The organism is Methylocaldum sp. MU1018 (assembly GCF_053646775.1).
Genome location: NZ_CM132195.1, coordinates 2,658,368 through 2,681,895, shown reverse-complemented (window position 1 = coordinate 2,681,895; position 23,528 = coordinate 2,658,368). Strand labels below are relative to the sequence as shown.

Genomic DNA, 23,528 nt, shown 5'->3' with positions numbered 1-23,528 from the left:
GGAATCGAACCATATGTCTTTGTTCTTAGCCCACCTCTCGGTCCGGTGCGCCCCGTCGTCGGGCGCGCCGGACCTGTTTTCCGAACACCGGAAGCCGCTGGAAACCATCGCGAAACACAAGCGCATGGGACTGGCCGCCGAAACCGTGTTCGCCAGAATGCGCCTGTTCCGGGTGCAGGAATTTCTCGGCTTCGCTGATCTCCCGAGTCTGTTGGGCATGCTCGGCCACATCATTCTGGAGATCGATTCCTACATCGGCGGCGAATTCGGCGAGTCCTACGCCAGTTGCGGCCCGGTCGGCAGTGTAATTCCGGTGGATACAGCGATCCGCGACTGCTCGCCGGCGCCGGTCGATCTGCTTCGCAGTTTGCCGAGCCTGGCGGCTCCGGAGGCGAAATGACCGCTGAATTCGTCTCTTCGCTCTCCGTTCCGCTGGTCCGGTTCGCCGGACCCGTTACCAAGGCGCTGGAAACGGAAGGCCAGGCCGAACACGTCATCGCCGCGCTGCGCCGTTGTCCCCGACGCCGGATCGATCTGGACTTCTCCGGTCTCGCCGATGTGACCGAGGCGTTCGGCGACGCATTCTTCCGTCTCGTAGAGCGCGAACTACCGGAAACCTGGCTGGCGCCCCGGCATTACGATCGCCTGTGCCCGCGCCTGGTTCGCGGATTGGTGAGCCGCTTGGAGCAATTGCGCGAAAAGAGCTGGGTCCGGGGGTGCGAGTTCCTCACGATCGGATGCGATCCGCAAGGATCGGGGAGACCGAGGTAAACGGGGGCGAACGGCCCGGCGCCGCCGGATGCCGGCGATGCTCGGGGACGCTCGAACGGGAGCAAAAGGCGTGGCGCCCGTTCTCGCGGACGCCACGCCGGATCGGAAAATGCGCTGAACGGTATTTGTCCTGAATTTGCCCGCGTCATTTCAGCGCGGGCAATGCGCCCTGGCGGGTGCCGATGTAGCCGATCGCCGATCGGCGCAGGGTTTGCCACTTTTCGTTCAGTTTCGCGATCACTACATCCTTGTCGGGCGCCGTGTAGTTTTTGCTTACGTCCTCGCCGGCGTGCTGGAAATTGCTCATGATGTAGGAAAAACCGTTGGCGTCGTCCACGACCTGCAAGCCGGTCGCTTCCGCGCCTATCGGTGTGGAAAGAATCCGCGCCAGTCGGCGGTTGTCGACGTTGTAGGCCCAAACGTAGTTGTTGTTGCGGCGGCCGGTGTCTTCACCGATGAACAGGGTGCGGCTGGCGGGCGAGAACTTGAGATTGTCCGGTCCGCAAACCTTGTCCTGTTCGCAGCGGTTGCCCTCGGCGTCCTTTTTCTCCCGTCCGTTGTCGTCTTTGCCCAGCCATCCGCCCAAAAGCGCCGGCACGGATTTCATGGTCGAGGCCACGAATCGGCTGTCGATGCCCGCTTCATGGCCGTCGGCCAGCTTCAGTTCGTAAACCGCCCCGCCGTCGTTTTGAGCCAGGCGGATATCGCCGGCGCCGTCGGCCATGCCCTTTTCGATGCGGGAAATGGCGACGTACGCCTTGCGCCCGGCCGGATCGTGGGTGACGCCTTCCATTTTGGAGAATTCCGTCGTGGCTCCCAGATAGGCGGCGTAGCGGCGGGTTTCCAGGAAGGCCGCGGCTTTTTCCATGCGCGGCCTGAGCCGCAGCCATTCGGTGCCGGCGTAGGTGACGACCTTCTTGTAGTCGGGGTCGTCGGGAGCGGCATGGCTGACATCGAAGATGTCGCCGAACTTGATGCCGCCGTCCACCAGAGCCTTGATTTCGGCGTCGGAGGCTGAGCCCAGCCTGATCCATGTCAGCTTCGCCGCGCCTCCGTTCGTCGCTTTGGTCTGTTTCCATTTGGCCGCGTACAGCGTGCCCGAAGACAAATCTTCGGGGTGGTCGGCGACGAACATGAACAGCCCGGTATTGATGCCGTCGTCGCCCATGTAGGCCGTGCGCCGGTCGGGCATCATCTCGGCCAGTTCCCGCGAAAAGCGGCCCAAGGCATAGTGCTTGACGACCGAAGCGGTTCCGTCGGCATCGATCTTCACCTCGGGCAGCAGGCCGTAGTGATAGGCGTTGGCTTGTGCGGCATCGCCGAAATAATACCGGCTGAACGAATCGATATCGGTGGCGTCGTCGCTGTCGTCGGTTTTGGCGCCGCCGCCGCGGACCTTGGCGTCCGGTTCGTACTCTTCGCTGCCGAGGTGCGTGTTCCAGGGCGAGAGCGAGGCGGCGCAGGCGATCCAGAGGCCGTTCACGTCACCGAAGCCGATGTTGCGGTAATCCGCGACTTCGAGGGCGCCGGTGGACTTGTCTTGATCGAGCTTGGCCAGGCTCATGGCCGCCGGCAGCTTGCTCCAAAACCGTCCGGTTTGCCCCGCGGGCGGCAATTCCTTGTATTCGTATTGGGTGACCAGGGCCAGTGCCTGGTTGCGCGCGGGATCGGCCGCCTTCATGCCCGGTATCGCCATCAGCGAGTTGCCGTCCGGCGAATCCGAGGCGATCTGTCCGCCGGCATCGGTCAGAGGGTGTTCGCGGTAATCGAGCAAGCCACCGACGACATGCCCGCCGATCGCATCGCCGGTGCCCATCAGTTCATGGTAATTCAGGTCGTAGGTCTGGCTCGTGCCGTTACGGTAAATCACCTTGACCCGAGCTTTGCTGTAGACGTCGGTTTTTTCGTCGGCCGTGACCGGGGCGGGCATTCCGATGAATTTTACCGATTGGACGGCCGGGGCTGCGTCGGCCGAAGCGGCGAAAGTCAGCAGCGAGAACGCTGCGGTGAAGGCGTTCGGTTTCATGGTTTTTCCGAAATGGCCGACATTAAGCGGCGTTCGTTAAAGTTTTATGACAGGCGGTGCGCGTCGGCAGGTTTCCGGGATCATCGGTAAAGCCCTTCCGCCCGGATCAAGTGCCAGACCGGATCGGGAACGAGATAACGGGCGCTCTTGCCGGTTTTGACGGCTGCCCGGATGCGGGTCGCGGAAATATCGAGCTGGGTGACGTCGATGAAGCCGATCGATCCGGCCGGCCGGAGGCCGAGGAGAGCCGCCTGGTCGACGCGGCGCTCCCTGATGTACGGCGCCAGATCGCCCGCGAAATCCGGTTCCGCGCCGGGCCGCCGCATGACTGCGATATGGGCCAGATCGAACAGTTCCCGCCAGCGGTGCCAGCGGGGGAGGCCGAGAAAGGCGTCCAGCCCGACGATCAGGCACAACGGCCGCATGCCGATCTCCGCTCGAATCGAGGCCAGCGTATCCACCATGTAGGACGGCCCGGCCCGCTTGAGCTCCCGCGTGTCGATGCGGAAGCCGGGCTCGGCATCGTGCAGGGCCAGTTCTAGCATCCTGAGGCGAACTTCGGGTTCGGCCTCGGGAGCGGCGCGGTGCGGCGGCAGGCGGCAGGGGACGAAGCGAACCTCGCCCAGCCGCGCCGCTTCCTTGACTTCCAGCGCCGTTCGCAGGTGGCCGTAATGGACGGGATCGAAGGTTCCGCCGTAGATGCCGATCATGGGTTTTGGAGATGGGTCGAGCCAAAGCGCCGGACCGGACGGCCCGGGAACGTAGCGGCTTCACCCGGGCGGTGAAGCTGGTAGAAAGGACGAGGGTCGGAATCCATGAGGCGTTTCTACTCCATCCAAGCGGTCGACTGCCGTTCCTAGGATAATCGGTTCGAGGTCGGGAATCCTTTCCCGATCTGCGACATCCGCATGCTAGGGCGTTTTTACGCCCCCCCTGTTTTCTCAGGTGCGGATGTGCCCGTCGCCCAGAACGACGAACTTCTGGGTGGTCAGTCCTTCCAGTCCCACCGGGCCGCGGGCGTGCAGCTTGTCGGTGCTGATGCCGATTTCGGCTCCGAGGCCGTATTCGTAGCCGTCGGCAAACCGGGTGGAGGCATTGACCATCACCGAGCTGGAATCCACTTCGCGGAGAAAGCGGCGAGCGCGGGTGTAATCCTCGGTCACGATGGCGTCGGTATGGCGCGAGCTGTGCCGGTCGATGTGATCCAGCGCCTCGTCGAGCCCCGCGACCACGCGGATCGAGAGGATCGGCGCGAGATATTCGGTGTCCCAGTCTTCCTCGGCGGCCGGCGCGCAATCCGGCAGGATGTGCAGGGTTCTGGGACAGCCGCGGAGCTCCACGCCTTTTTCCCGGTAAAGATGCGCCAGGTCCGGCAGGAGAACCGGCGCGATCGGGGCGGCGATCAGCAGGGTTTCCATTGCGTTGCAGACGCCGTAGCGCTGGGTCTTGGCGTTCAGGGCGACCTTGACGGCTTTGTCGAAATCGCAGCGGTCGTCGATGTAGACGTGGCAGATGCCGTCCAGGTGCTTGATGACCGGGATGCGGGATTCCGCCGCGATACGTTCGATCAGGCTCTTGCCGCCGCGTGGCACGATCACGTCGACATGGCGTTCCATGCGGATCAGCTCCCCGACCGCCGCCCGGTCGGCGGTTTCGATCAGTTGCACGGCATCGCGGGGCAGCCCCGCCTCATCGAGGCCGTCCCGGATGCAGTCGGCGATGGCTTTGTTGGAATGTATGGCTTCGGACCCGCCGCGCAGAATGCAGGCATTGCCGGACTTGATGCACAGCGCCGCGGCGTCGGCGGTCACGTTGGGGCGCGATTCGTAGATGATCCCGATGACGCCCAAAGGCACCCGCATCCGCCCCACCTGAATGCCGGAAGGCCGATAGGCGAGGCCGGTGATTTCGCCCACCGGGTCGGGAAGCGCGGCCACTTCGCGGAGGCCCTGGGCCATGGCGTCGATGCGCTTTTCGGTGAGATCCAGCCGGTCGAGCATCGCATCGTCGAGTCCTCTCCGCCGCCCGGCTTCGAGGTCCTTGTGATTCTCCGCCATCAACATCTGGGCATTGCTTTGCAGGGCGTCGGCGATGGCCGATAGGGCGCCGTTTTTGGCGCCGGTTTCCGCGCGGCTCATCGAGCGGGCGGCTTCGCGAGCCCGTTCGCCCACCGTCAGCATGTAAGTTTGAAGGTCGTTTAGCATGGGTCTATCGAGGCTAGGTGAAGGATTCAAAGTGAAAAAAACAGTATCGACGCCGGGATCCGATCCGACCCCGTCCCGTCCGCTGCGGGAGCGTCAGCCGGAACCGGCCATGAAGCGGTTCCCCGAGGGCGCGGCGAGACTGACGCAAACCGACAAAAGGCCCTCCCAGGGATCGCCCGTTTCCATGCCTTTGATCATGCGGTCCACCCGGGCGCTCAGCAAAAGAGTCTGGTGGACGCCGTCGCGGTTCAGGCGCTGAAGCGCCTGGAGCACGGCCGGTTTTCGCTTGTCCCAGACCTGGCATTTGGCCAGCGCGGTATCGGTCGGGGTGCCCTGGGCGACCAAAGCCATGACATGGCCGAGCAGACGAACGTCGCGAGCGAGCGCCCACAAAGCGACCGCCGGCGCCACACCTTCGGCCTTGAGCCCCATCAGCACGCGATAGGCTTTCGCGGTATGGCCGCGCAGGGTTTCTTCGGCGAGATCGAAAACGTCGTAACGGGCGTTGTCCGCGACGGCTTTGACGATCTGGTCGTCGTCGATCTTGCCCTTGCCGTACAGGATGTGCAGCTTTTCGATTTCCTGGGCGGCGGCCAGCAAATTGCCCTCGACGCGGGCGGCCAGGATCCGGATGCCGGATTTGTCGGCCAGCAACCCTTTCGTGCTCAGGCGCCGGTCGAGCCAGCGCAGAAGCTGCTCGCCTTCCGGCGGCCAGACCTGGACCACCACGCCGATGCGGTCGATCGCCTGATACCAGCGGCTCTTTTGATCCGCGCCGGCGATTTTTCCGGCACTGACGATGAGGACGGCATCCTCCGCGGGCCGCTCCGCATAGCGCAGCAGGGCCGCGGCTGCCGCTTTGTCCGGTTTCGCGGGAAGGCGCAGATCCAGGATGCGCTTTTCGCCGAAGAGAGAGAACGAATCGGCGGCTTCCTGCAAGGCGCTCCAGTCGAAGCCGGTGTCGGCATAGAACAGTTCGCGATTGCCGTGGCCGGCGGCTCGGGCGGCCTGGCGCACCGCGTCCGCGGTTTCCGCGAGTTGCAGGGGCTCGTCTCCGCTCAGGAAATAGAGGGGAGCCAGGCGTTTTTTCAGTTGTTCTCCCAGTTGCTCGGCGGACAGTTTCACGATTTCTTCTCGGGCTGGCGGCTCAGCCCGTAAGCGATGCGGCGAAAGATCAGTTGAGCGGCCTCTTTTTTCATTTCCTCCATGATTTGGTATTCCTCCTGGGTTTGACTGAGCGGAGAGCTTTGGTCGTTGAAGTACTCGCGCTTCATTTCGATCTCTTGGCGGGGCATCAGTATTTCGCCCTGGGGCGTGGTCACTTCGTAGACCACGCGATAAATCAGATCGTACAGGTTGGTGCGTCCTTGCTTGCTCAGACCGATGGAGCGGCTCTCTTGCTTCGCCCTGACGATATGGATGATGGCGCCGGCCTGGCTGGGCGCGGCCGCCAGGCTGCCCCCGGAGTGGGACAGGATCTGGCTGAACTCCTGATAGAACAGTTCACTGCCGCTCATGCCGTCGAGATAGAGGGTCTTGGCGGCCATCGTGCTGGGGAGAGCGCCGCGTAGGTGAAATCCGCAGGCCGAGAGCATGGCGGCGGCGATCGCCAAAATCGCCGCTTTGATGAGGAAGCGTCTTGCCATTCGCTAAACCACGATGTTGATCAGCTTGCGCGGAACCACGATGACCTTCTTGACCGGCTTGCCTTCGACGAAGCGCTGCACGTTGGGGTCGCCGAGCGCGGCGGCTTCCACGGCGTCGTTGGCGGCATCCACCGGCACGGTGATTTTGCTGCGCAGTTTGCCGTTCACCTGAACCACCAGTTCCACGGTGTTCTGTACCAGCGCCGATTCGTCCACCTTGGGCCAGGCCACGGTTGCCGCCGTTTCGGGATGTCCCAGTTCGCGCCACAAGCGGTGGCAGATATGCGGCACGATGGGCGACAGCATCAGTACCACCAGTTCCAATGCTTCCTGGCGCACCGCGCGTCCCTGATCGCCGGCGTCGTCGAACTTCGCCAGGGCGTTGAGCAGCTCCATGTTGGCGGCGATCGCCGTGTTGAAGGTATAACGCCGGCCGATGTCGTCCGTCACCTTGCGGAGGGTCTCGTGAGTCTGGCGCCTCATGGCTTTTTGCGCTTCGTCGAGCGCGGTCATGTCGAGCTTGGGGGCGGGGCCGTCGTCGACGTGGACCGCGACCTGCTTCCAAAGGCGCCTCAGGAACCGGAATCCGCCTTCGACGCCGCTGTCCGACCATTCCAGCGACTGCTCCGGCGGGGCCGCGAACATCATGAACAAGCGCGCGGTGTCGGCGCCGTAGCGGTCGATCAGGGCCTGCGGGTCGACGCCGTTGTTCTTGGACTTGGACATCTTTTCGGTGCCGCCGATCGCGACCGGCCGGCCGTCGGATTTCAGGCTCGCGCCCACGGGCCGTCCCCGCTCGTCCAGTTGGACGTCCACTTCGGCCGGGTTGTAGTAGTGCTTTTTGCCGTCCTCCCCTTCGCGCAGGAAGGTCGGCGCCACCACCATGCCCTGGGTGAGCAGGTTGGTGAAGGGTTCGTCGCCGTCCACCAGCCCCACATCGCGCATCAGCTTGTGGAAGAAGCGCGCGTACAGAAGATGCAGGATGGCGTGCTCGATGCCGCCGATGTACTGGTCGACCGGCAGCCAGTATTTGGCCCGTTCGTCCAGCATGGCGTCTCCGCTGTCGGGGCAGGCGTAGCGGGCGTAATACCAGGACGATTCGACGAAGGTGTCCATGGTGTCGGTCTCGCGTTCCGCCGATCCGCCGCACTTGGGGCAGGTGGTTCGGTACCACTTGGGCATCTTCTTGAGCGGCGAACCGACGTCGATCGTGACATCCTCCGGCAGCACCACCGGGAGTTGATCTTCCGGCACCGGCACGTCGCCGCAGCTCGGGCAATGGATGATGGGAATCGGGCAGCCCCAGTAACGCTGACGGGAGATGCCCCAGTCGCGCAGGCGGAACTGGGTGCGCTTCCGGCCGAGATCCTTGGCTTCGAGATCGGCGGCGATGGCGTCGAAAGCTTCGGTATGACTCAAGCCGTCGTATTTTCCCGAATTGATCGTCAAGACTTCATCGGGGGATTTGGATTCATACCACTCTTTCCAAACCTTGGAATCGAAATAAAAGGCTTCGTACTCTTCTCTTGGATGCTTCGCTTTTAATTCATCCGTGTAAACAAGAGTGTTTTCGAAAACCTGCTTGATGGGCAAGGCGTATTTATTCGCAAACTCGAAATCCCGCTCATCGTGAGCCGGCACCGCCATCACCGCGCCTTCGCCGTAGCCCCACAACACGTAATTGGCGATCCATACCGGCAATTTTTCGCCGGTCAAGGGATGAATGACGAAGCGGCCGGTGGCCATGCCTTTCTTTTCCATGGTGGCGAGATCGGCCTCCGCGGTGCCGCCCTGCTTGCATTCCTCGATGAAGGCCTCCAGTTCCGGGTTGCCTTCCGCGGCCGCCAAAGCCAGCGGATGCTCCGCCGCCACGGCGACATAAGTCGCGCCCATCAGGGTGTCCGGGCGGGTGGTATAGACCTTCAACACATTGGAATTCTCTTCTCCCTCCGGGAGAGGGGCCAGGGGTGAGGGCTCGATGGGAAAATGCACTTCGCAGCCGTGGCTTTTGCCGATCCAGTTGCGCTGCATGGTTTTCACCTGCTCGGGCCAGCCCGGCAGATGGTCCAGCCCGTTGAGCAGTTCCTCAGCGTAGGCGGTGATGCGCATGAAGTACATGGGGATGTCGCGCTTTTCCACCAGCGCGCCCGAGCGCCAGCCGCGGCCGTCGATGACCTGTTCGTTGGCCAGCACGGTCTGGTCCACTGGGTCCCAGTTCACCGGGGCGATCTTTTTGTAGATCAGGCCTTTCTCGAACAGCTTGGTGAACAGCCACTGCTCCCAGCGATAATACTCGGGCGTGCAGGTGGCGATCTCGCGGCTCCAGTCGATGGCGAGCCCCAGCGATTTGAGCTGCTTCCGCATGTAGTCGGCGTTGGCGTAAGTCCATGCCGCCGGCGCGACGTTGTTCTGCATCGCGGCGTTTTCCGCTGGCAGGCCGAAGGCGTCCCAGCCCATCGGCTGCAGCACGTTCTTGCCCTGCATGCGCTGATAGCGGGCGATCACGTCGCCGATGGTATAGTTGCGGACATGGCCCATGTGCAGCCGTCCGCTGGGGTAGGGGAACATGGACAGGCAGTAATACTTTTCCCTGGCCGGGTCTTCGACGGCGCGGAAAACGCCCTGATTTTCCCAGGCGTCCTGGGCTTCTTGTTCGATGGTCTGCGGCTTGTAAATGTCTTCCATACGTGGGGATTTCGGTCGCCGAATTAAACTTTGTAGGATACTAGAGCACTCGCCGATCTCGCAAATGGCCGCGGGCCGTAGACGATTCTTAATCTTGCCCTGAAAGTCAGATCTTGTAGGGCGGGTTAGGCGCGCAGCGGCGACAGGTTGGATGTCGGATACTGGGCTGCTTGCGCGCCGTAACCCACCAGAGCGACATCGATCACCTTTTCGGTGGGTTACGGCGCACCGGAGTCCAGGGATTAGCGTCCACCGTCGCCGCTGCGCGCCTAACCCACCCTACGAAATCCGGTTTTTCGCAACAATATTCGAATCACCGGGGTCCAGCTCAGGATACAACCGGGCGCAAATAAGCCTTTAGACAGATTGTCTTAAACTTGTCGTACGTAGCACACTTTGCGGGTTCGTCCTACGGACATCGTCCGACAGCCTTTTCGGGAGAAAAACATGCGCACATTGATCGCGGGCTTGGTTTTATTACACGCTCTTTTGCTAGGCGGGTGCGGGTACAACACCTTGCAGCAGCAAGACGAGCAAATCAAGGCGAGCTGGTCGGAGGTCGTCAACCAATATCAGCGAAGGGCGGATCTGGTGCCCAACCTGGTCAACGTGGTGAAGGGGTATGCGAGTCATGAAAAGGACGTGCTGACCCAGGTGACCGAGGCGCGCGCCAAGGTGGGAACCATTCAGGCCACGCCGGAACTGCTGAACGATCCGCAGGCGTTTTCCCGCTTCCAGGCGGCTCAGGGCGAATTGTCCGGCGCTTTGTCGCGATTGATGGCGGTGGCGGAAAACTACCCTCAGCTCAAGGCGGACAGTCTGTTCCGCGATCTGCAAGCGCAGTTGGAGGGCACGGAAAACCGCATTACCGTGGCTCGCAACCGCTACATTCAAGCGGTTCAGAACTATAACGTCACGGTCCGCTCGTTTCCCACCAACATCACCGCCCGGATTTTCGGCATGCAGGTCAAGCCGAACTTCACCGTGGAGAACGAGCAGGAAATATCGAAGCCGCCCAAGGTCGATTTCGGCGCGCCGGCGCCCGCTCCGGCCCGATAGGCGAACGTTCGTTGGTTCGAAACATGCTTCCGGTCTGGATTTTCGCGATTCTTCTGGCGCTCGCCGGTTTCGAGGCCGGAGCGGACGTTGCGGTGCCGCCGCTTCGGGCGCGCGTGACCGATTTGACCGGGACCTTGAAGCCGGACGAAAAAGCGGGGCTGGAAAGCCGGCTGGCGGCTTTCCAGGCGGAAAAGGGCAGTCAGGTCGCGATCCTTTTGGTGCCGACTACCGAACCCGAAACCATCGAGCAATATTCCATCCGCGTGGTCGATGCCTGGAAGCTGGGCCGCAAGGGGATCGACGACGGCGTCCTGATCCTTTTGGCCAAGCAGGACCGTACCGTCAGGATCGAAGTAGGGCGCGGGCTCGAGGGCGCGATTCCCGATGCCGTCGCCAACCGGATCGTGGAAGACGTGATGATTCCGTTTTTCAAGCAAGGCGATTTCTACGGCGGCCTGTCCGAAGGCGTCGACAGTCTGTTCGCCCTGATTCGCGGCGAGCCTCTGCCCGCGCCGCCCCGCGGCCGGGGCGTTCCGGATGCGGACATGAGCGGCGTATTCGGACTGTCGATTCTGGGCGGCATCTTCGGCGGCCGGATACTCCGCTTTCTGTTCGGCCCCCTTCTCGGCGGACTCATCGCCGGCGCGGGCGCCGGATTGCTGGTCGCGTTTTTCGGTTTGCCGATCCTGTTTTCGCTGTTCGTCGGCTTCTTCGTTTTCATCGCGGTGTTCGGCGGCATCGGCCGGGCAGGGCCGGGCGGCTGGTACGGAGGCTCGGGCGGTTTCGGCGGCTCTTCCGGCGGCGGATTCAGCGGGGGAGGCGGCGGTTTCAGCGGCGGCGGAGCCTCGGGGCGCTGGTGATGTTCAAGCATCTCGGACGCACTCTCAAACATCTGTGTTACGGACCCTGGCGGCTTCGGCGGGCTCTGCCGCGCCGCTCTCTCGAAGCCGTCGCCGAGGCGATCCGCGACAGCGAAACGAAGCACGGCGGGGAAATTCGTTTCGCGGTGGAAAGTTCGCTCGACTGGCGGCGGCTGCTGCGGCGCGAGACGCCGCGGGAACGGGCGGTGGCGGTATTTTCCGAGCTCCGGGTGTGGGACACGGAGCGGAACAACGGCGTTTTGATTTACCTGCTGCTGGCCGACCGCGACGTCGAGATCGTCGCCGACCGCGGTATCGACCGGCGGGTCGGCGCCGCAGCCTGGGAGCGGATTTGCCGCGAGATGGAAGCGGCTTTCCGCAAAGGCGACTTCGAAGCGGGCATCGTGGCCGGCGTCCGGGCCGTGGGCGCCCATCTGGAACGGCATTTTCCGGGGCCGGACGTGTACGGCGACGAGCTGGCCAACCGGCCGGTCATCGTCGACGATTGAGTTTTTCAGCCGCTTCCGCCGGGTACAGCCTTTTTAGGATCGTCCATGAATGCCAATGCATTGATTTCATATTCCGGAGACTACTCATGACCGAAGCCCTGTTAATCGCCAAAGGCCGGAATTCTCTTTCCCTGCGGCCGGGCATGGCCAACCGCCACGGCCTGATCGCCGGCGCGACCGGCACCGGCAAGACCGTGACGCTGCAAGTCCTGGCGGAGCGCTTCAGCCGCATCGGCGTGCCGGTGTTTTTGTCCGATATCAAGGGCGATCTGTCCGGCCTGAGCCAGCCCGGAGAGGCCGGTCCGAAACTGGCCGAACGCCTTTCCTTGCTCGGTATCCGGGATCATTCGTTCGTCGGGTTCCCCGCGATTTTTTGGGACGTGTTCGGCGAGCAGGGTCATCCGCTGCGGGCCACGATTTCCGATATGGGGCCCTTGCTGCTGGCGCGCATGCTCAATCTGAACGAAACCCAGGAGGGCGTGCTCCACCTCGTTTTCAAGATCGCCGACGACACCGGACTGCTGCTGCTCGATCTGAAGGACTTGCGCGCGATGCTCCAGTTCGTCGGCGAAAACGCGGGCGAATTCACGACCTCGTACGGCAATGTCTCCGCCGCCAGCATCGGCGCCATCCAGCGCGGTTTGATGGCCCTGGAGAGCCAGGGCGGGGACCGGCTGTTCGGCGAGCCTTCCCTGAACATCGATGATCTGATGCAAACCGCGCCGGACGGGCGGGGCGTGATCAACATCCTGGCCGCCGACAAACTCATGCAGGCGCCGAAGGTCTACGCCGCCTTTCTGTTGTGGCTGCTGTCGGAGCTGTTCGAGCGCCTGCCGGAAGTGGGCGATCGCGACAAACCCAAGCTGGTGTTTTTCTTCGACGAGGCGCATTTGCTGTTCGACGACGCTCCTGAGGTCCTGCTCGACAAGATCGAGCAGGTGGTGCGCCTGATCCGCTCCAAGGGCGTGGGCGTCTATTTCGTGACGCAAAATCCCCTGGACGTGCCGGACAAGGTTCTGGGCCAGCTCGGCAATCGCATTCAGCACGCGCTCCGCGCTTTCACGCCGCGCGATCAAAAAGCGGTCCGGTCGGCGGCGGAAACCATGCGCGACAACCCGGACCTGGACGAAAAAACCGTCATCACCGAATTGGGCGTCGGCGAAGCCCTGGTTTCGCTGCTCGACGGAAAGGGCAGTCCGCAGATCGTCGAGCGGGCCTTCATTCTGCCGCCGCAAAGCAAGATCGGTCCGATCGAGGCGGCTCAACGGAAGCGCCTGATCGATGAGTCGCCCATTGCAGGGTATTACGAAAAGGCCGTGGACCGGGAGTCGGCCTACGAAATGCTCAAAGAGCGGGCGGCCAAGGAACTTCCGCAAGAGGCCGAGCGTCGTTCTACGTCGGGTTCTGCCGCCGGGGGCATTTTCGACGCGCTCGGAGGACTCCTCGGCACTTCATCGCCCCGCAAGGGCCGGCAGCGGGAAAGCGCGGTGGAAGCCTTCGCCAAAAGCGCCGCCCGCAGCATCGGCAACGAACTCGGCCGGCAACTTTTGCGGGGCGTGCTCGGATCTTTGACGGGAAGAAAAAGATAGGGCGCACGTTACCAGGCATACCAGAGGGTAGGATGCGGTGAGGTACGAACCGCATCGTTCGCGATCGATGCGCTTCGGATACTCAGCACATCCTATGAGAACTCTGGTCTTTGACGGGGAGAAGACGGTAAGGTGGGCATTGCCCACCGTCGGCTCGAGGTTTACGGTGCTCGTTGCATCAATCTAGTCAAACCTTTCCGCAATTCTTCCATGAACAGCATTCCCAGCGCAAAAGGCACGGTAAACAGCCAGACATCGCCCCCCATGGGCGCGGTGCGGAATATTTCGTTGCCCCACGGCGTGTAGTCGATGAGCAGAATCAGGCCGATTTCCAGCAGAATGCCGATCAGGATCAATCGGTTGTTGAATAGGGGAGAGCGGAGCAGGGAGCGGTCCGGATGTTTGCACAGAAAGACGTTCATCGCTTGCATGATGATGATGGCCGACAGGCAGGCGGTGGTGGCACGGAGATACGTCGGATCGTCGCGGGCCAGGGTCTGGCCGTATTGCCAGCCGGCGCCGCGGAGCACGTAAAAGAAAGCGGCCATGGCGGCGAAGGCTTCGAGAACGCCAAGGAATAAATAGGCACGGATGAGCAATGGCCCGCCGAGCAGTTTTTCCTTGGCCGATCGGGGCGGCTTTTGCATGCACGCCGGATCCGGACGATCGGCCCCGAGTCCCAGGGCCGGCACCATGTCCGTGCCGAGATCGACCGCCAGAATCTGGATCACGGTCAGGGGTAGCGGAATGCTGAACAGGGCGAAAGCCAGATAGGGGACGAGTTCGGGGATGTTCGACGTGAGTATGTAGGTCATGAACTTCCGGATGTTGCCGAACACCGATCGGCCTTCCTCGATCGCGCTGACGATACTGGCGAAATTGTCGTCCAGCAGGATCATGTCGGCGGATTCCTTGGCCACGTCGGTTCCCGTAACGCCCATGGCGATGCCGATGTCGGCGGCCTTGAGCGCCGGGGCGTCGTTGACCCCATCGCCGGTCACCGCGACCACGTGCCGTTTGCGCTTCAGGGCTTCGACGATGCGCATCTTCTGATCGGCGCCGAGGCGGGCGAAAATGATGTCTTCCCGGTCGAGAGCCAGTTGGAGCTGCGTGCTGGAAAGCCGCCGCAGATCGTCGCCGGTGATCAGATAAGGGCGGTTGCCGCGGAGCAAGCCGATTTCCCGTGCGATCGCCTGGGCGGTATGGGGGTGATCGCCGGTGACCATGATGACCTTGATGCCCGCCCGGAGGCATTTTTCGATGGCCGCCGGCACTTCGGGGCGGGGCGGGTCTTCGAGTCCCACCAGGCCGGTCAGCGTCAGATTTTCTTCCAATCGCGCGTAATCGTAAGTCTCGGCGACTTCGCGCCAGGCGAAGGCGAGGACGCGAAGTCCATTTTCCGCTAATACGTCCTGAGCCTCGACGAATCGGCGGCGAATCTCCTCGGTCAGCGGCAGGGTCTCTTCGCCGATTCGTACATGGGTACACAGCGGCAGCACGGTCTCCAGGGCGCCTTTGGTGTACAGCCGGCAGCCCTCCGGCGCGCGGCTCAAGATCGAGAGGCGCTTCCGGTCCGTATCGAAAGGGACTTCATCGATTTTCGGATAGGCGGCGGTACGGCCCGGGAACCGTGCCGCCATCCGCACCAGCGCAATCTCCATGGGATCGCCCAGCAGCTCCCGTTTGTCGTCGCGGCTGGTTTCCTTCAGGCTTTGGCAGTTGCGCGCGCATGCCCAGAATTCCGGATATGTCGCTGCCAGCCGTTCGTCGATGTCCTCCGGACGCCGGATTTCGTTTCCGATGAAGATTTGTCTCGCGGCCATGCGGTTTTGCGTCAGCGTGCCGGTTTTATCCGTGCAGATGACAGTGGCCGAGCCCAGCGTTTCGACCGATGGCAGATGGCGGACCAGGGCGTTGCGCCTGGCCATGCGCTGGGTGGCCAGGGCGAGGGAGAGGGTAACCGTGGGCAGCAGGCCCTCCGGCACGTTGGCGACGATGATTCCGATGGCGAAAATGAAGTTCTGCCAGAACGGCAGTCCGGCCGCTCGCCCGACGAAGAAGAAGCCAATGCCCAAAGAGACCGACAATACGCCGATCAGCCGGCTCAGGCGGACGATCTCTTTTTGCAGCGGGGATGCGGGTTCGCCGGCCGTTTGCGTGAGATGGGCGATCTTGCCGAATTCGGTGTGCATGCCGGTGTGGAAAACCACTGCCCGGCCTTCGCCGGAGACGACGGCGGTGCCCGCCAGCAGGACGTTGCGCGCGTGAACGAGTTCGTCCTCCACGGAAACTTGCGCGTCTCTGGCCTGGGGTAAAGCCTCGCCGGTCACGGTAGCGTTGTTCACCCGCAGGGCAAAAGCCTCCAGCACCCGGCAATCGGCGGGGACGTTGTCGCCTTCCTGCAGCAGGATGATGTCGCCCGGCACGATGTCCGAAGCGTCCGCCAGGCGCACGCGGCCTTCCCGCATCACTTTGATGTGTAGCGGCAAGAACTTCTGCAACGCGGCGATGGCCCGTTCGGCCCGGTATTCCTGCCAAAAGGAAAACAGCCCGTTGACGAGAATGACGCCGACGATGGCGAACCCCAGGGCCGCCATGCCTTCGCCCGGCGCTTTCCAATCGGCGAAAAAAGCCAGCGCCGCGGCAAGCCACAGGAGCAGCGCGAAGAAATGAGTAAATTGCTTGACGAGGCTCAGGACGACGGATTCCCGTTCGAGTTCCGTGAGCCGATTCGGGCCGTATTCCCCGAGGCGGCGGTCAGCCTCGGTTTCGCTCAGTCCCTGGGGTTGCGTGTGCAGGCTTTGCAGGGCCCGATCGGGTCGGAGATGATGGATTTTCATATCGCCTGATGGGTGAATCTATCCAACGAACGCCCCGGCCGCAGGGGGAATTTCGCGAATTCTCGTCAAGTGGCCGGAATATGTACAGAAAAAGAGCTTCTATGCTATAAACCCTCGCGCTATCACGCCGATGTTTCATTACGCGGACAGTTAGAACCTACTTAACCAAACAGTCGGTTTACAGAATATGACCAATCAACAATTCGATAAGACTCGATTTTCAGTTCTAAGGCATGGCGTTTGTGCCTTCTCCATCGCGGTAGCCGGACTGTTGGCCGGTTGCGATGCCGGTTCCGGCGGCGGCAGCTCTTCTGCGCCGGCCATGTCGGCAGCGGTGATCGGCGGTAATGTCCAGGATCAGCACGGCCCCGTTACGGACGCCAAGATCGAAGTACGGGACAAGAATGGGCAGGTGGTGACGACGACGGAGCTTACCAGCGGCTCGAACCAGTATTCCGTCACCGTTCCTGCGGGCACCGCCTATCCCATCGTGCTGACGGCGATTCCGAACAATCCCGCTCCGGGACGGGGACCGGTCAAGGCCGTGGTGACCAGTTCTCTCGCGGACCGCATTGATATCACCGATGTCACGAGCATCATCGTGGATTCGGCCATGACCTTGGGCGGCTTGACCGAAGCGAACATCGCCAAGGCATCCGGCGGCGCCATCGGTTTGCGCCAGCGGCAGGGCGTCAGCGCGGCAGCGGGCGGCGGCGGCGCGGGTCCCGGCCAGAGCGGCGGCGGTGTCAGCCGCGGCGGGCATGGCGGACACGGCGAACATGCGCCTTCAGGTTCTAGCGCATCTTCGTCCGATAGCGACTCCGCTCAAGAATCGTCGGAGCATCAACAGCACTGACCGGCGTCAATCCTTCGGCCGGAAGGCTCTAATTCCGGCGACTCTCTGAACCGGCAGGCGGGCTCGAAAGAGCCTTCTGCCGGTTTTCTTTTCGATCACCATTCGCGTTCCCGATGGGGTTTTTAGATAGCTTTCGGGAGGCGGGCACCGGCTTTCCGGGCTATGCCGCAAGAAGGAATTTGGCTCGCCGTTTCCCGGACAGCGAAGGGAACATCGTCTTCCGATGACGGAACCGCGAGGCTTCATGGAGATGCTGCTCTGCAATCCCGCCACGGCACCGGCCTGCCTGACTTTTTGACTATCGGTATGTGGCGCGCCGCGTGCGCGAAGGGTAGTGGAAAAGCGCGAGATGCGGCATGATGACCGGATGAATTTCCCGCTAGGTCCGGGCGGATTCCGGCGGGACGGCGCGGATGGGCGGGAAGCGGAGAGGGCGTCGCGCCATCCCCGCTCTCCGTGCTCGACGGGATCGGCTTACACCGCTCCCTGTTCGATCATCGCGTCCGCAACCTTGCGGAAGCCGGCGATATTGGCGCCCAGCACGAAATTGCCCGGCTCTCCGAACTCGGCAGCGGTTTCGCTGATCGACGTATAGATGTTCGCCATGATGCCCTTCAGTCGGCGGTCGACTTCTTCGAAAGTCCACTGATGCATGCCGGCGTTCTGGCTCATCTCGAGCTGGGACGTGGCTACGCCGCCCGCGTTTGCGGCCTTGCCGGGGCCATAGGCGATCTTGGCGTTCAGGAACACCTCGATGGCTTCCGGCGTGCTCGGCATGTTCGCGCCCTCGCAGACCAGTTTGCAGCCATTGCGCACCAATTCGGCCGCGTCCTCGCCATTGAGCTCGTTCTGCGTAGCGGAGGGGAACGCCGCGTCGCACGACACCGACCACACCGCATTGCGGCCTTCGCGATAATTTTCGATCGAAGTGTAAACCGCGTCGGGATGCTCCTTGACGTAAGCTTCCAGCGAAGCCCGGTCGACCTCCTTGAGGCGCTTCAGGGTATCCAGGCAGATACCGCTCTTGTGATAGATCATGCCGCGGGAATCGCTGGCGGTGACCGGGCGTGCGCCCAACTGGTAAAGCTTTTCGATGGTGTAGATGGCCACGTTCCCGGAGCCGGAGACGGCGCAGACGCGTCCTTCCAGCGAATCTCCGCGGGCTCTCAGCATATTCTCGGCCAGATAAACCGCTCCGTAACCGGTAGCCTCCTTGCGCACGAGGGAGCCGCCCCATTTCAGGCCCTTCCCGGTCAGCACGCCGTCATAACTGCCGGTCAGCCGCTTGTATTGACCATAGAGATAGCCGATTTCGCGCGCGCCCACGCCGATATCGCCCGCAGGCACGTCGACGGTCGGGCCGATATGCCGGTACAGTTCGGTCATGAACGACTGGCAGAAGCGCATGATCTCGTTGTCGGATTTGCCTTTGGGATCGAAGTTGGACCCGCCCTTGCCGCCGCCTATGGCCAGCCCGGTCAGGGAATTCTTGAAAATCTGTTCGAATCCCAGAAACTTGATGATGCCGGCGTTCACGCTCGGATGGAAACGAATACCGCCTTTGTACGGCCCGAGCGTGGAACTGAACTGAATGCGGTAGCCCTTGTTGACCTGGACGCGACCGTTGTCATCGATCCAGGTGACCCGGAACATGATCTGGCGTTCCGGTTCTACGATGCGGTCTATAATGCTGTTGGCTCGGTAACGGGGGTCGCGATCGAGCAACGGCCGGAGAGACATCAGGATCTCTTCGACGGCTTGATAGAATTCAAGTTGGGCGGGACTGGTCCGCTTCAGGGCGGTTAAGGTTTCCTGAACGTACGGCATATGACAATTGGTTACCCCGAATAGAAGAATTTCTCAGAAAAGCCGATCTCGCACGCGCTTACGGCGAAAAAATCGGCCGGATAGCGTTACGCATTCATCGGCTTCGGTCAAGTGCTCTGTAGCAATTTACCGTGTATCCGTTGTGTTTCGCAGGAAACACGGCGCATCGGCGGCACGATGAATCCTCCCCGGCGTTGCCGGCGCCGTCCGATGCAAGCCGCAGCCAGACCGCCGACGCGCCATACTCGAAAGCCCCCGATTTTTTCTAAAACGCCTCGGATGCGCGAAGCTTGCTGGGGGCTGTTCCTCGGTCGCGGCATTCTCGACCGGATCGTCCCCTGCTATTCGCTATCCCGACTGGAATGGATGAAAGTCGAACGACCGCAGCGGGACCGTTCGATGCGCGTGAAAAAAGGGCGGCGGCGGAAAACCGCCCGCCGCTCCTTGATAAAAGACAGGAAAAACGGGAATTATTGCTTTACGGCGTTGAGATGAGTAATCGCTTCTTCGGCGGCTTGGCCGGCTACGTCGGCATGGCCCATTTTGCCGTGTTCGATGGCGCCGTCCAGGCTCTTGATCGCTGCATCCAGATGCGGGTTGGGGTGTTCTTTATTGGCTGCCTCCGCATGGGTTTTTGCGGCTTCGGCGTGCTCGGCTACCTCTTTGGCATCGCCTTTCTTGCCGCTGTCGACGGCGGCCTGGGCGTGTTTCATCGCTTCCGCCTTGTGGTCTTCGGCAGCGACGGCCGCGAAGCCCAGCGATAAGGTGAACAGGCCGGCAAGTAATCCGGATAAGAATTTTCCACGCATAACCATTTCTCCATAAAAAGTTGTTGTTCTTAATGTCCCGACATGGGACGGTTTATAAATATCACGCCGCCGATTTCAAGTCCATTTTTAATTAAAAATACTTGACAGTACGGATTTATTATGGATGGTTGTTGGATTTTGCCTCTACGCCACAGGCAATAAGCGCTTCGGGCGCCAGTCGATATAAGCAGGGCGCCGAAAAACGATGAACGGCAGGCGGTCGGAACGACTTCGGCCTGCCGTTCATCGTAACGGCATAACGCTATTTTGCCTTTTTGAGATGGGAAACCGCTTCCTCGGCGGCTTTCTCCGCCATCTCGGCATGGCCCATCCGACCGTGCAGAATCGCGCCGTCCAGGCTCTTTAGCGCAGCCGTCAGATGTTCGCCGGGTTTTTGCTGCATGGCGGCTTCGACATGGGTTTTTGCGGCTTCGGCGTGCTCGGCTAGCTCTTTGGCATCGCCTTTCTTGCCGCTGTCGGCGGCGGCCTGAGCGTGCTTCATCGCCTCTTCGATGTGGTTTTCCGAACTGCCCGGCGTGGTCGTTTCTGCGCTGCCTTTTCCTTCGGTCCCGCTCATTCCGGAGGGCTCGGCAGTCTCGCCGGCGGTTCCGCTGACGCCCGTTCCGCTTGGGCCGGCCACGGTTTGTGACTGGGCGTAGCGCGCCGCGCCGTCTCCCGATTTTTCAGCCGCCGCGGTCAGCGCCGGTACCGATGTCATCAAGCCGATCAGCAGACAAGCCAAAATTTTACGGTGCATCGCTCGTTCCTCCGTGAAAGATGCTGGACGGCTAAATCGCCGTAAGTAGCGGGAAGGCTGCGGTTTTCCGCTTATGCCGCGATATTCGTCCGGTTTTCGGATCGCCGGCTTGCGCGCGGTTGCCGCTCCGTGCGGACGGAAGGCCGCAATCCATTCATGCGGCGATGCGCTTATTCGATGTCGCCCGTTCCGGTATCGGGTTCGGGCTCGGGCATCGGTTCCGGAGAAGTCTCGGAACCGGGAGCTCCGCCCGGAGGCGTTTTGCGCTGGCTCGATCCGGAGGTTCCGCTTTCGGTGCCGCGATGCGGGCCCGTTCCCGATGTGCCGGTTTCGGTGCCTCGATGCTTGCCCGCGCCCGACGTTCCCTGTTCGGTGCCCCTGTGCTTGCCGGATCCCGACCGGCCGCTTTCGACGTCTTCCCGTCCGGTCGAATCTCTGACGATTTCGATAACATCGCCTTTGATGGTGCCGTTTTGAAAGCCGGCTTTGATATGTGCGCCGACTCTCATGGGTTTTTCCGCCGCGATGGCCGGGTTCATGCCGAGCAACGAAATCGATGCGCCTATAAGTAGCCCGGATAGCATTTTCGAATGCATGGTATTTCTCCTTTGCGCCAAAGTTCATTCCATTGGCCCGGTTCAACCGGGAAGGTCATAGTTAACACGCGGTCATTTTTCAGTCTCTAGGGACATTTACTGAGCGCGGGAGACTTTCGGGCAGGCCATTCGGGGAAGATTTCGGCGGCGCGCGCGAAAAAAGCGCCGGTTTTAAGGCAACTCCGATTAAGTCCTTCGACAGGCTCAGGACGAACGGTAACGTATCGGTTCCGTTCGTGGCGAGCCCTTCGACTCGGCTCAGGACAGGCTTGCCGAACGCTCTCCTGAGCCTGTCGAAGGGGAATGAACCAAATCCACTTGTTCAGAGCTTCCTTAACGCTTGCTGCGGCTCTTTATCATGATGCAGGCGTTGGCGAGGTAGTTGAAGCCGTGAGAGGCCAAAAACTGCATGATTTCGGCATTCTCCGCTCCCGGTTGCAGCCATACGTTGTTCAGGCCCAGTTCGAGGCACTGCTTCAGAACCGTCAAGGCCGCCGCGGGCGGTATGACGAGATTGACCACATCCGGTCTGGCGGGCAATCGGGCCAGGTCCGGATAAGCGGGGTCGCCGTCCACCGTCGGGCGATTCGGATTGACCGGATAAACGTTGTATCCCTTGCGCTTCAGATCGCGGTAGATGGCGTGGCCGGACTTTCGCGCGTCGTCGGTCGCGCCTACCACGGCGATGACGCTGTCCGGCGCATCCAAAATGTCGAGCAGAGCATCGGGGGACAAAGTCATAGCTTCACCGGGAGTCAGGAGAGTTGATTGAACTGCCGGTCGATGGCCGGCGCCTCGGGGGCCGGCAAACGCACGACCACGTCTATTTTTTCGCCGAACGACCGCGAGACGATCTCGCCGCCGGCTTTTTCGACCAGGTAAGTCAGCGGCTGAAGTTTTGGATAATCGATCGTCAGCTTGAGTTCGGCATATTCGACAAAGGGAATCAGAGTCGCTTTTTCCAAGGCTGCTTTGGCCGTGCCGCCGTAGGCGCGGACCAGTCCGCCGGCCCCCAGCTTGATTCCGCCGAAATAGCGGACGACCGCGACCAGGGCGTTGATGACGTCGAAACCGGAAACGTGCGCGAGAATCGGTTTTCCGGCCGTGCCGCCGGGTTCTCCGGCATCGTTGAAATGAGCGACGATGCCGCTCCCGGTCTTGATCCGGTAGGCGAAGGCGAGATGGTGAGCCGTCGGGTGCGCCGACGCGATTTCGGTCAGCCCCGATCGAAGCTGCGACTCGTCGGCGCAGGGCAGGGCGTAGCCGATGAAGCGCGAATGATTGACGGTAAAGCTGACTTCCGATCCTTTTTCGATGAGATACATGGATGAGGAAAGGCTATAACGGCGAGTCTAACCATTGTGTCGAAGCTTCCATCATACCGCAGCCGGCTTTAAGGAAACTCTGAACAAGTCCCTGGCCCCGATAAAATAATGCCCAACGTCCAATTTTCGACAGGTCGACCCCCGATGAAGCAACTCGGACTCAGTGCCACCGTGTTTGTGAAGAAACCAAAGCTGACCAAGCGTCAGAAATTTCTCCAGGAGATGGAGCAGGTGATTCCTTGGGGGTTGTGGACGAGCCGGATTGCGCCGTACTACCCGACGGCCGGCCGGGGCAGGCGTCCCTTTCCTTTGGAGACGATGTTGCGCATCCACCTGATGCAGCACTGGTTCGGCTACTCCGATCCGGCGATGGAAGAGGCGCTGCATGACATTCCGATGCTACGCGAGTTTGCCGGGCTGGATGCGGGCGAGGACGCCATGCCGGATGAAACCACGATCCTCAAGTTCCGGCGCCTGTTGGAAACCCATCAGATGGCGCAAACCCTATTCGATGAAACGGCGGCCCTATTGGCGGAAAAGGGCTTATTGTTGCGTCAAGGGACCATCGTGGATGCCACCCTGATCGCCGCCCCGCCGTCCACGAAGAACCGCGAGCGGAAGCGGGATGGCGAGATGAGTTCGACCAAGAAGGGTAACAATTACCACTTTGGCATGAAGGCGCACATCGGCGTGGATGCTGATTCAGGCTTGGTGCATACGATGGAAGTCACCACCGCCAAGGTGGCGGACGGGGTCATGACCGAGGCCCTGTTGCACGGCGAGGAGCAGGTCGTCCTGGGCGATCGGGCCTATACCCGCAAGGACCGCAATCTGGAGGTCGAACGCCAGGAGGGCGAGCCGGTCTGGGCGTTTCCCTTCAAGCGTAAGAAGGGCGAGGACTTGCCTGCGGAACAAGCGCTTCACAACCGCATGCTGGCCGCGCTGCGGGCGGTGGTCGAGCACCCCTTCCGGATCGTCAAACGCCAATTCGGCTATACCCAGGTCCGGTACCGGGGACTCTTCAAAAACGGGCAGCAACTCTACCTGCTGTTTGCCCTCAGCAATCTCTACCAGGTGCGGGAGGAGTTGAGGGCGGCCTAGGGATCAATCCGTGCATCGCCCCGGAAAACCGGGGGCGAGGGGCGGAAAGAGCGCCGATAGCGGGCGCC

The 23,528-nt window shown here is 61.8% G+C and carries 21 protein-coding genes; 8 read left to right on the top strand and 13 right to left on the bottom strand.

All coding sequences use genetic code 11. From position 1 onward, the window contains the following. The first annotated feature begins 13 nt into the window (after positions 1–13). Entirely contained in the window at positions 14–400 is a 387-nt protein-coding gene (locus tag ACWJKU_RS12300; RefSeq protein ID WP_454142593.1) for a hypothetical protein, read from the top strand. Continuing rightward, positions 397–771, top strand: coding sequence for an STAS-like domain-containing protein (locus ACWJKU_RS12295; protein ID WP_454142592.1), 375 nt, complete (start codon positions 397–399; stop codon positions 769–771). The genes ACWJKU_RS12300 and ACWJKU_RS12295 overlap by 4 nt, the downstream gene beginning before the upstream one ends. A 145-nt stretch (positions 772–916) precedes the next feature. Here ACWJKU_RS12295 and ACWJKU_RS12290 read toward each other — a convergent pair whose 3' ends face one another. From ACWJKU_RS12290 to leuS, 6 genes are all read right to left on the bottom strand, one after another. Beyond that, a complete protein-coding gene (locus ACWJKU_RS12290; protein ID WP_454142591.1) occupies positions 917–2,797 on the bottom strand; it encodes a PhoX family protein in 1,881 nt (626 codons plus the stop codon). Positions 2,798–2,877: 80 nt separating this feature from the next. Next, positions 2,878–3,507, bottom strand: coding sequence for a nicotinate-nucleotide adenylyltransferase (gene nadD / locus ACWJKU_RS12285; protein WP_454142590.1), 630 nt, complete (start codon positions 3,505–3,507; stop codon positions 2,878–2,880). A 231-nt stretch (positions 3,508–3,738) separates the two neighbouring features. Continuing rightward, positions 3,739–5,001: a glutamate-5-semialdehyde dehydrogenase gene (locus ACWJKU_RS12280; protein ID WP_454142589.1), complete on the bottom strand. Its 1,263-nt coding sequence runs from the start codon at positions 4,999–5,001 to the stop codon at positions 3,739–3,741. Between the two features lie 93 nt (positions 5,002–5,094). Continuing rightward, on the bottom strand, positions 5,095–6,126 hold the full coding sequence (gene holA / locus ACWJKU_RS12275) for a DNA polymerase III subunit delta (RefSeq protein WP_454142588.1): 1,032 nt from the start codon (positions 6,124–6,126) through the stop codon (positions 5,095–5,097). Beyond that, positions 6,123–6,647, bottom strand: a complete 525-nt coding sequence (locus ACWJKU_RS12270; protein WP_454142587.1) for an LPS-assembly lipoprotein LptE — start codon at positions 6,645–6,647, stop codon at positions 6,123–6,125. Before ACWJKU_RS12270 ends, holA begins: the two co-directional genes overlap by 4 nt. Positions 6,648–6,650: 3 nt before the next feature. After that, entirely contained in the window at positions 6,651–9,332 is a 2,682-nt protein-coding gene (gene leuS / locus ACWJKU_RS12265) for a leucine--tRNA ligase (RefSeq protein WP_454142586.1), read from the bottom strand. A 447-nt stretch (positions 9,333–9,779) separates the two neighbouring features. On the opposite strand from leuS, the gene ACWJKU_RS12260 reads away from it, so the two are divergent. The 4 genes from ACWJKU_RS12260 (at position 9,780) to ACWJKU_RS12245 (ending at position 13,349) form a co-directional block, all read left to right on the top strand. Next, positions 9,780–10,391 carry a LemA family protein gene (locus ACWJKU_RS12260; RefSeq protein ID WP_454142585.1) on the top strand — a complete coding sequence of 204 codons (612 nt, stop codon included), beginning with the start codon at positions 9,780–9,782 and terminating at the stop codon, positions 10,389–10,391. A 23-nt stretch (positions 10,392–10,414) separates the two neighbouring features. Beyond that, positions 10,415–11,251: a TPM domain-containing protein gene (locus ACWJKU_RS12255; protein ID WP_454142584.1), complete on the top strand. Its 837-nt coding sequence runs from the start codon at positions 10,415–10,417 to the stop codon at positions 11,249–11,251. After that, positions 11,251–11,760, top strand: a complete 510-nt coding sequence (locus ACWJKU_RS12250) for a TPM domain-containing protein (RefSeq protein WP_454148129.1) — start codon at positions 11,251–11,253, stop codon at positions 11,758–11,760. Before ACWJKU_RS12255 ends, ACWJKU_RS12250 begins: the two co-directional genes overlap by 1 nt. An 86-nt stretch (positions 11,761–11,846) precedes the next feature. After that, entirely contained in the window at positions 11,847–13,349 is a 1,503-nt protein-coding gene (locus ACWJKU_RS12245) for a helicase HerA-like domain-containing protein (protein WP_454142583.1), read from the top strand. A gap of 161 nt (positions 13,350–13,510) precedes the next feature. On the opposite strand, the gene ACWJKU_RS12240 is transcribed toward ACWJKU_RS12245, so the two are convergent. Next, positions 13,511–16,189: a cation-translocating P-type ATPase gene (locus tag ACWJKU_RS12240; RefSeq protein WP_454142582.1), complete on the bottom strand. Its 2,679-nt coding sequence runs from the start codon at positions 16,187–16,189 to the stop codon at positions 13,511–13,513. A 187-nt stretch (positions 16,190–16,376) separates the two neighbouring features. Between ACWJKU_RS12240 and ACWJKU_RS12235 the strand changes: the two genes are divergently transcribed. After that, positions 16,377–17,045: a hypothetical protein gene (locus ACWJKU_RS12235; protein ID WP_454142581.1), complete on the top strand. Its 669-nt coding sequence runs from the start codon at positions 16,377–16,379 to the stop codon at positions 17,043–17,045. A gap of 474 nt (positions 17,046–17,519) precedes the next feature. On the opposite strand, the gene gdhA is transcribed toward ACWJKU_RS12235, so the two are convergent. From gdhA to ACWJKU_RS12205, 6 genes are all read right to left on the bottom strand, one after another. Continuing rightward, a complete protein-coding gene (gdhA, locus tag ACWJKU_RS12230) occupies positions 17,520–18,872 on the bottom strand; it encodes an NADP-specific glutamate dehydrogenase (RefSeq protein WP_454142580.1) in 1,353 nt (450 codons plus the stop codon). 470 nt (positions 18,873–19,342) lie between these two features. After that, the gene (gene smbP, locus ACWJKU_RS12225) at positions 19,343–19,681 is read right to left on the bottom strand and encodes a small metal-binding protein SmbP (RefSeq protein WP_454142579.1); all 339 of its coding nucleotides are present in this window, start codon (positions 19,679–19,681) and stop codon (positions 19,343–19,345) included. A gap of 262 nt (positions 19,682–19,943) precedes the next feature. Next, entirely contained in the window at positions 19,944–20,438 is a 495-nt protein-coding gene (smbP, locus tag ACWJKU_RS12220; RefSeq protein ID WP_454142578.1) for a small metal-binding protein SmbP, read from the bottom strand. 170 nt (positions 20,439–20,608) lie between these two features. Continuing rightward, a complete protein-coding gene (locus tag ACWJKU_RS12215; protein WP_454142577.1) occupies positions 20,609–21,034 on the bottom strand; it encodes a hypothetical protein in 426 nt (141 codons plus the stop codon). Between the two features lie 333 nt (positions 21,035–21,367). Then, positions 21,368–21,775: a CoA-binding protein gene (locus ACWJKU_RS12210; protein ID WP_454142576.1), complete on the bottom strand. Its 408-nt coding sequence runs from the start codon at positions 21,773–21,775 to the stop codon at positions 21,368–21,370. Positions 21,776–21,789: 14 nt separating this feature from the next. Beyond that, positions 21,790–22,359 carry an IMPACT family protein gene (locus ACWJKU_RS12205; RefSeq protein ID WP_454142575.1) on the bottom strand — a complete coding sequence of 190 codons (570 nt, stop codon included), beginning with the start codon at positions 22,357–22,359 and terminating at the stop codon, positions 21,790–21,792. Between the two features lie 144 nt (positions 22,360–22,503). Here ACWJKU_RS12205 and ACWJKU_RS12200 point away from each other — a divergent pair, with 144 nt between their 5' ends. After that, positions 22,504–23,460 (top strand): IS5 family transposase, encoded by a 957-nt coding sequence (locus tag ACWJKU_RS12200; protein ID WP_454142574.1) that lies wholly within the window; start codon positions 22,504–22,506, stop codon positions 23,458–23,460. Positions 23,461–23,528: the final 68 nt, after the last annotated feature.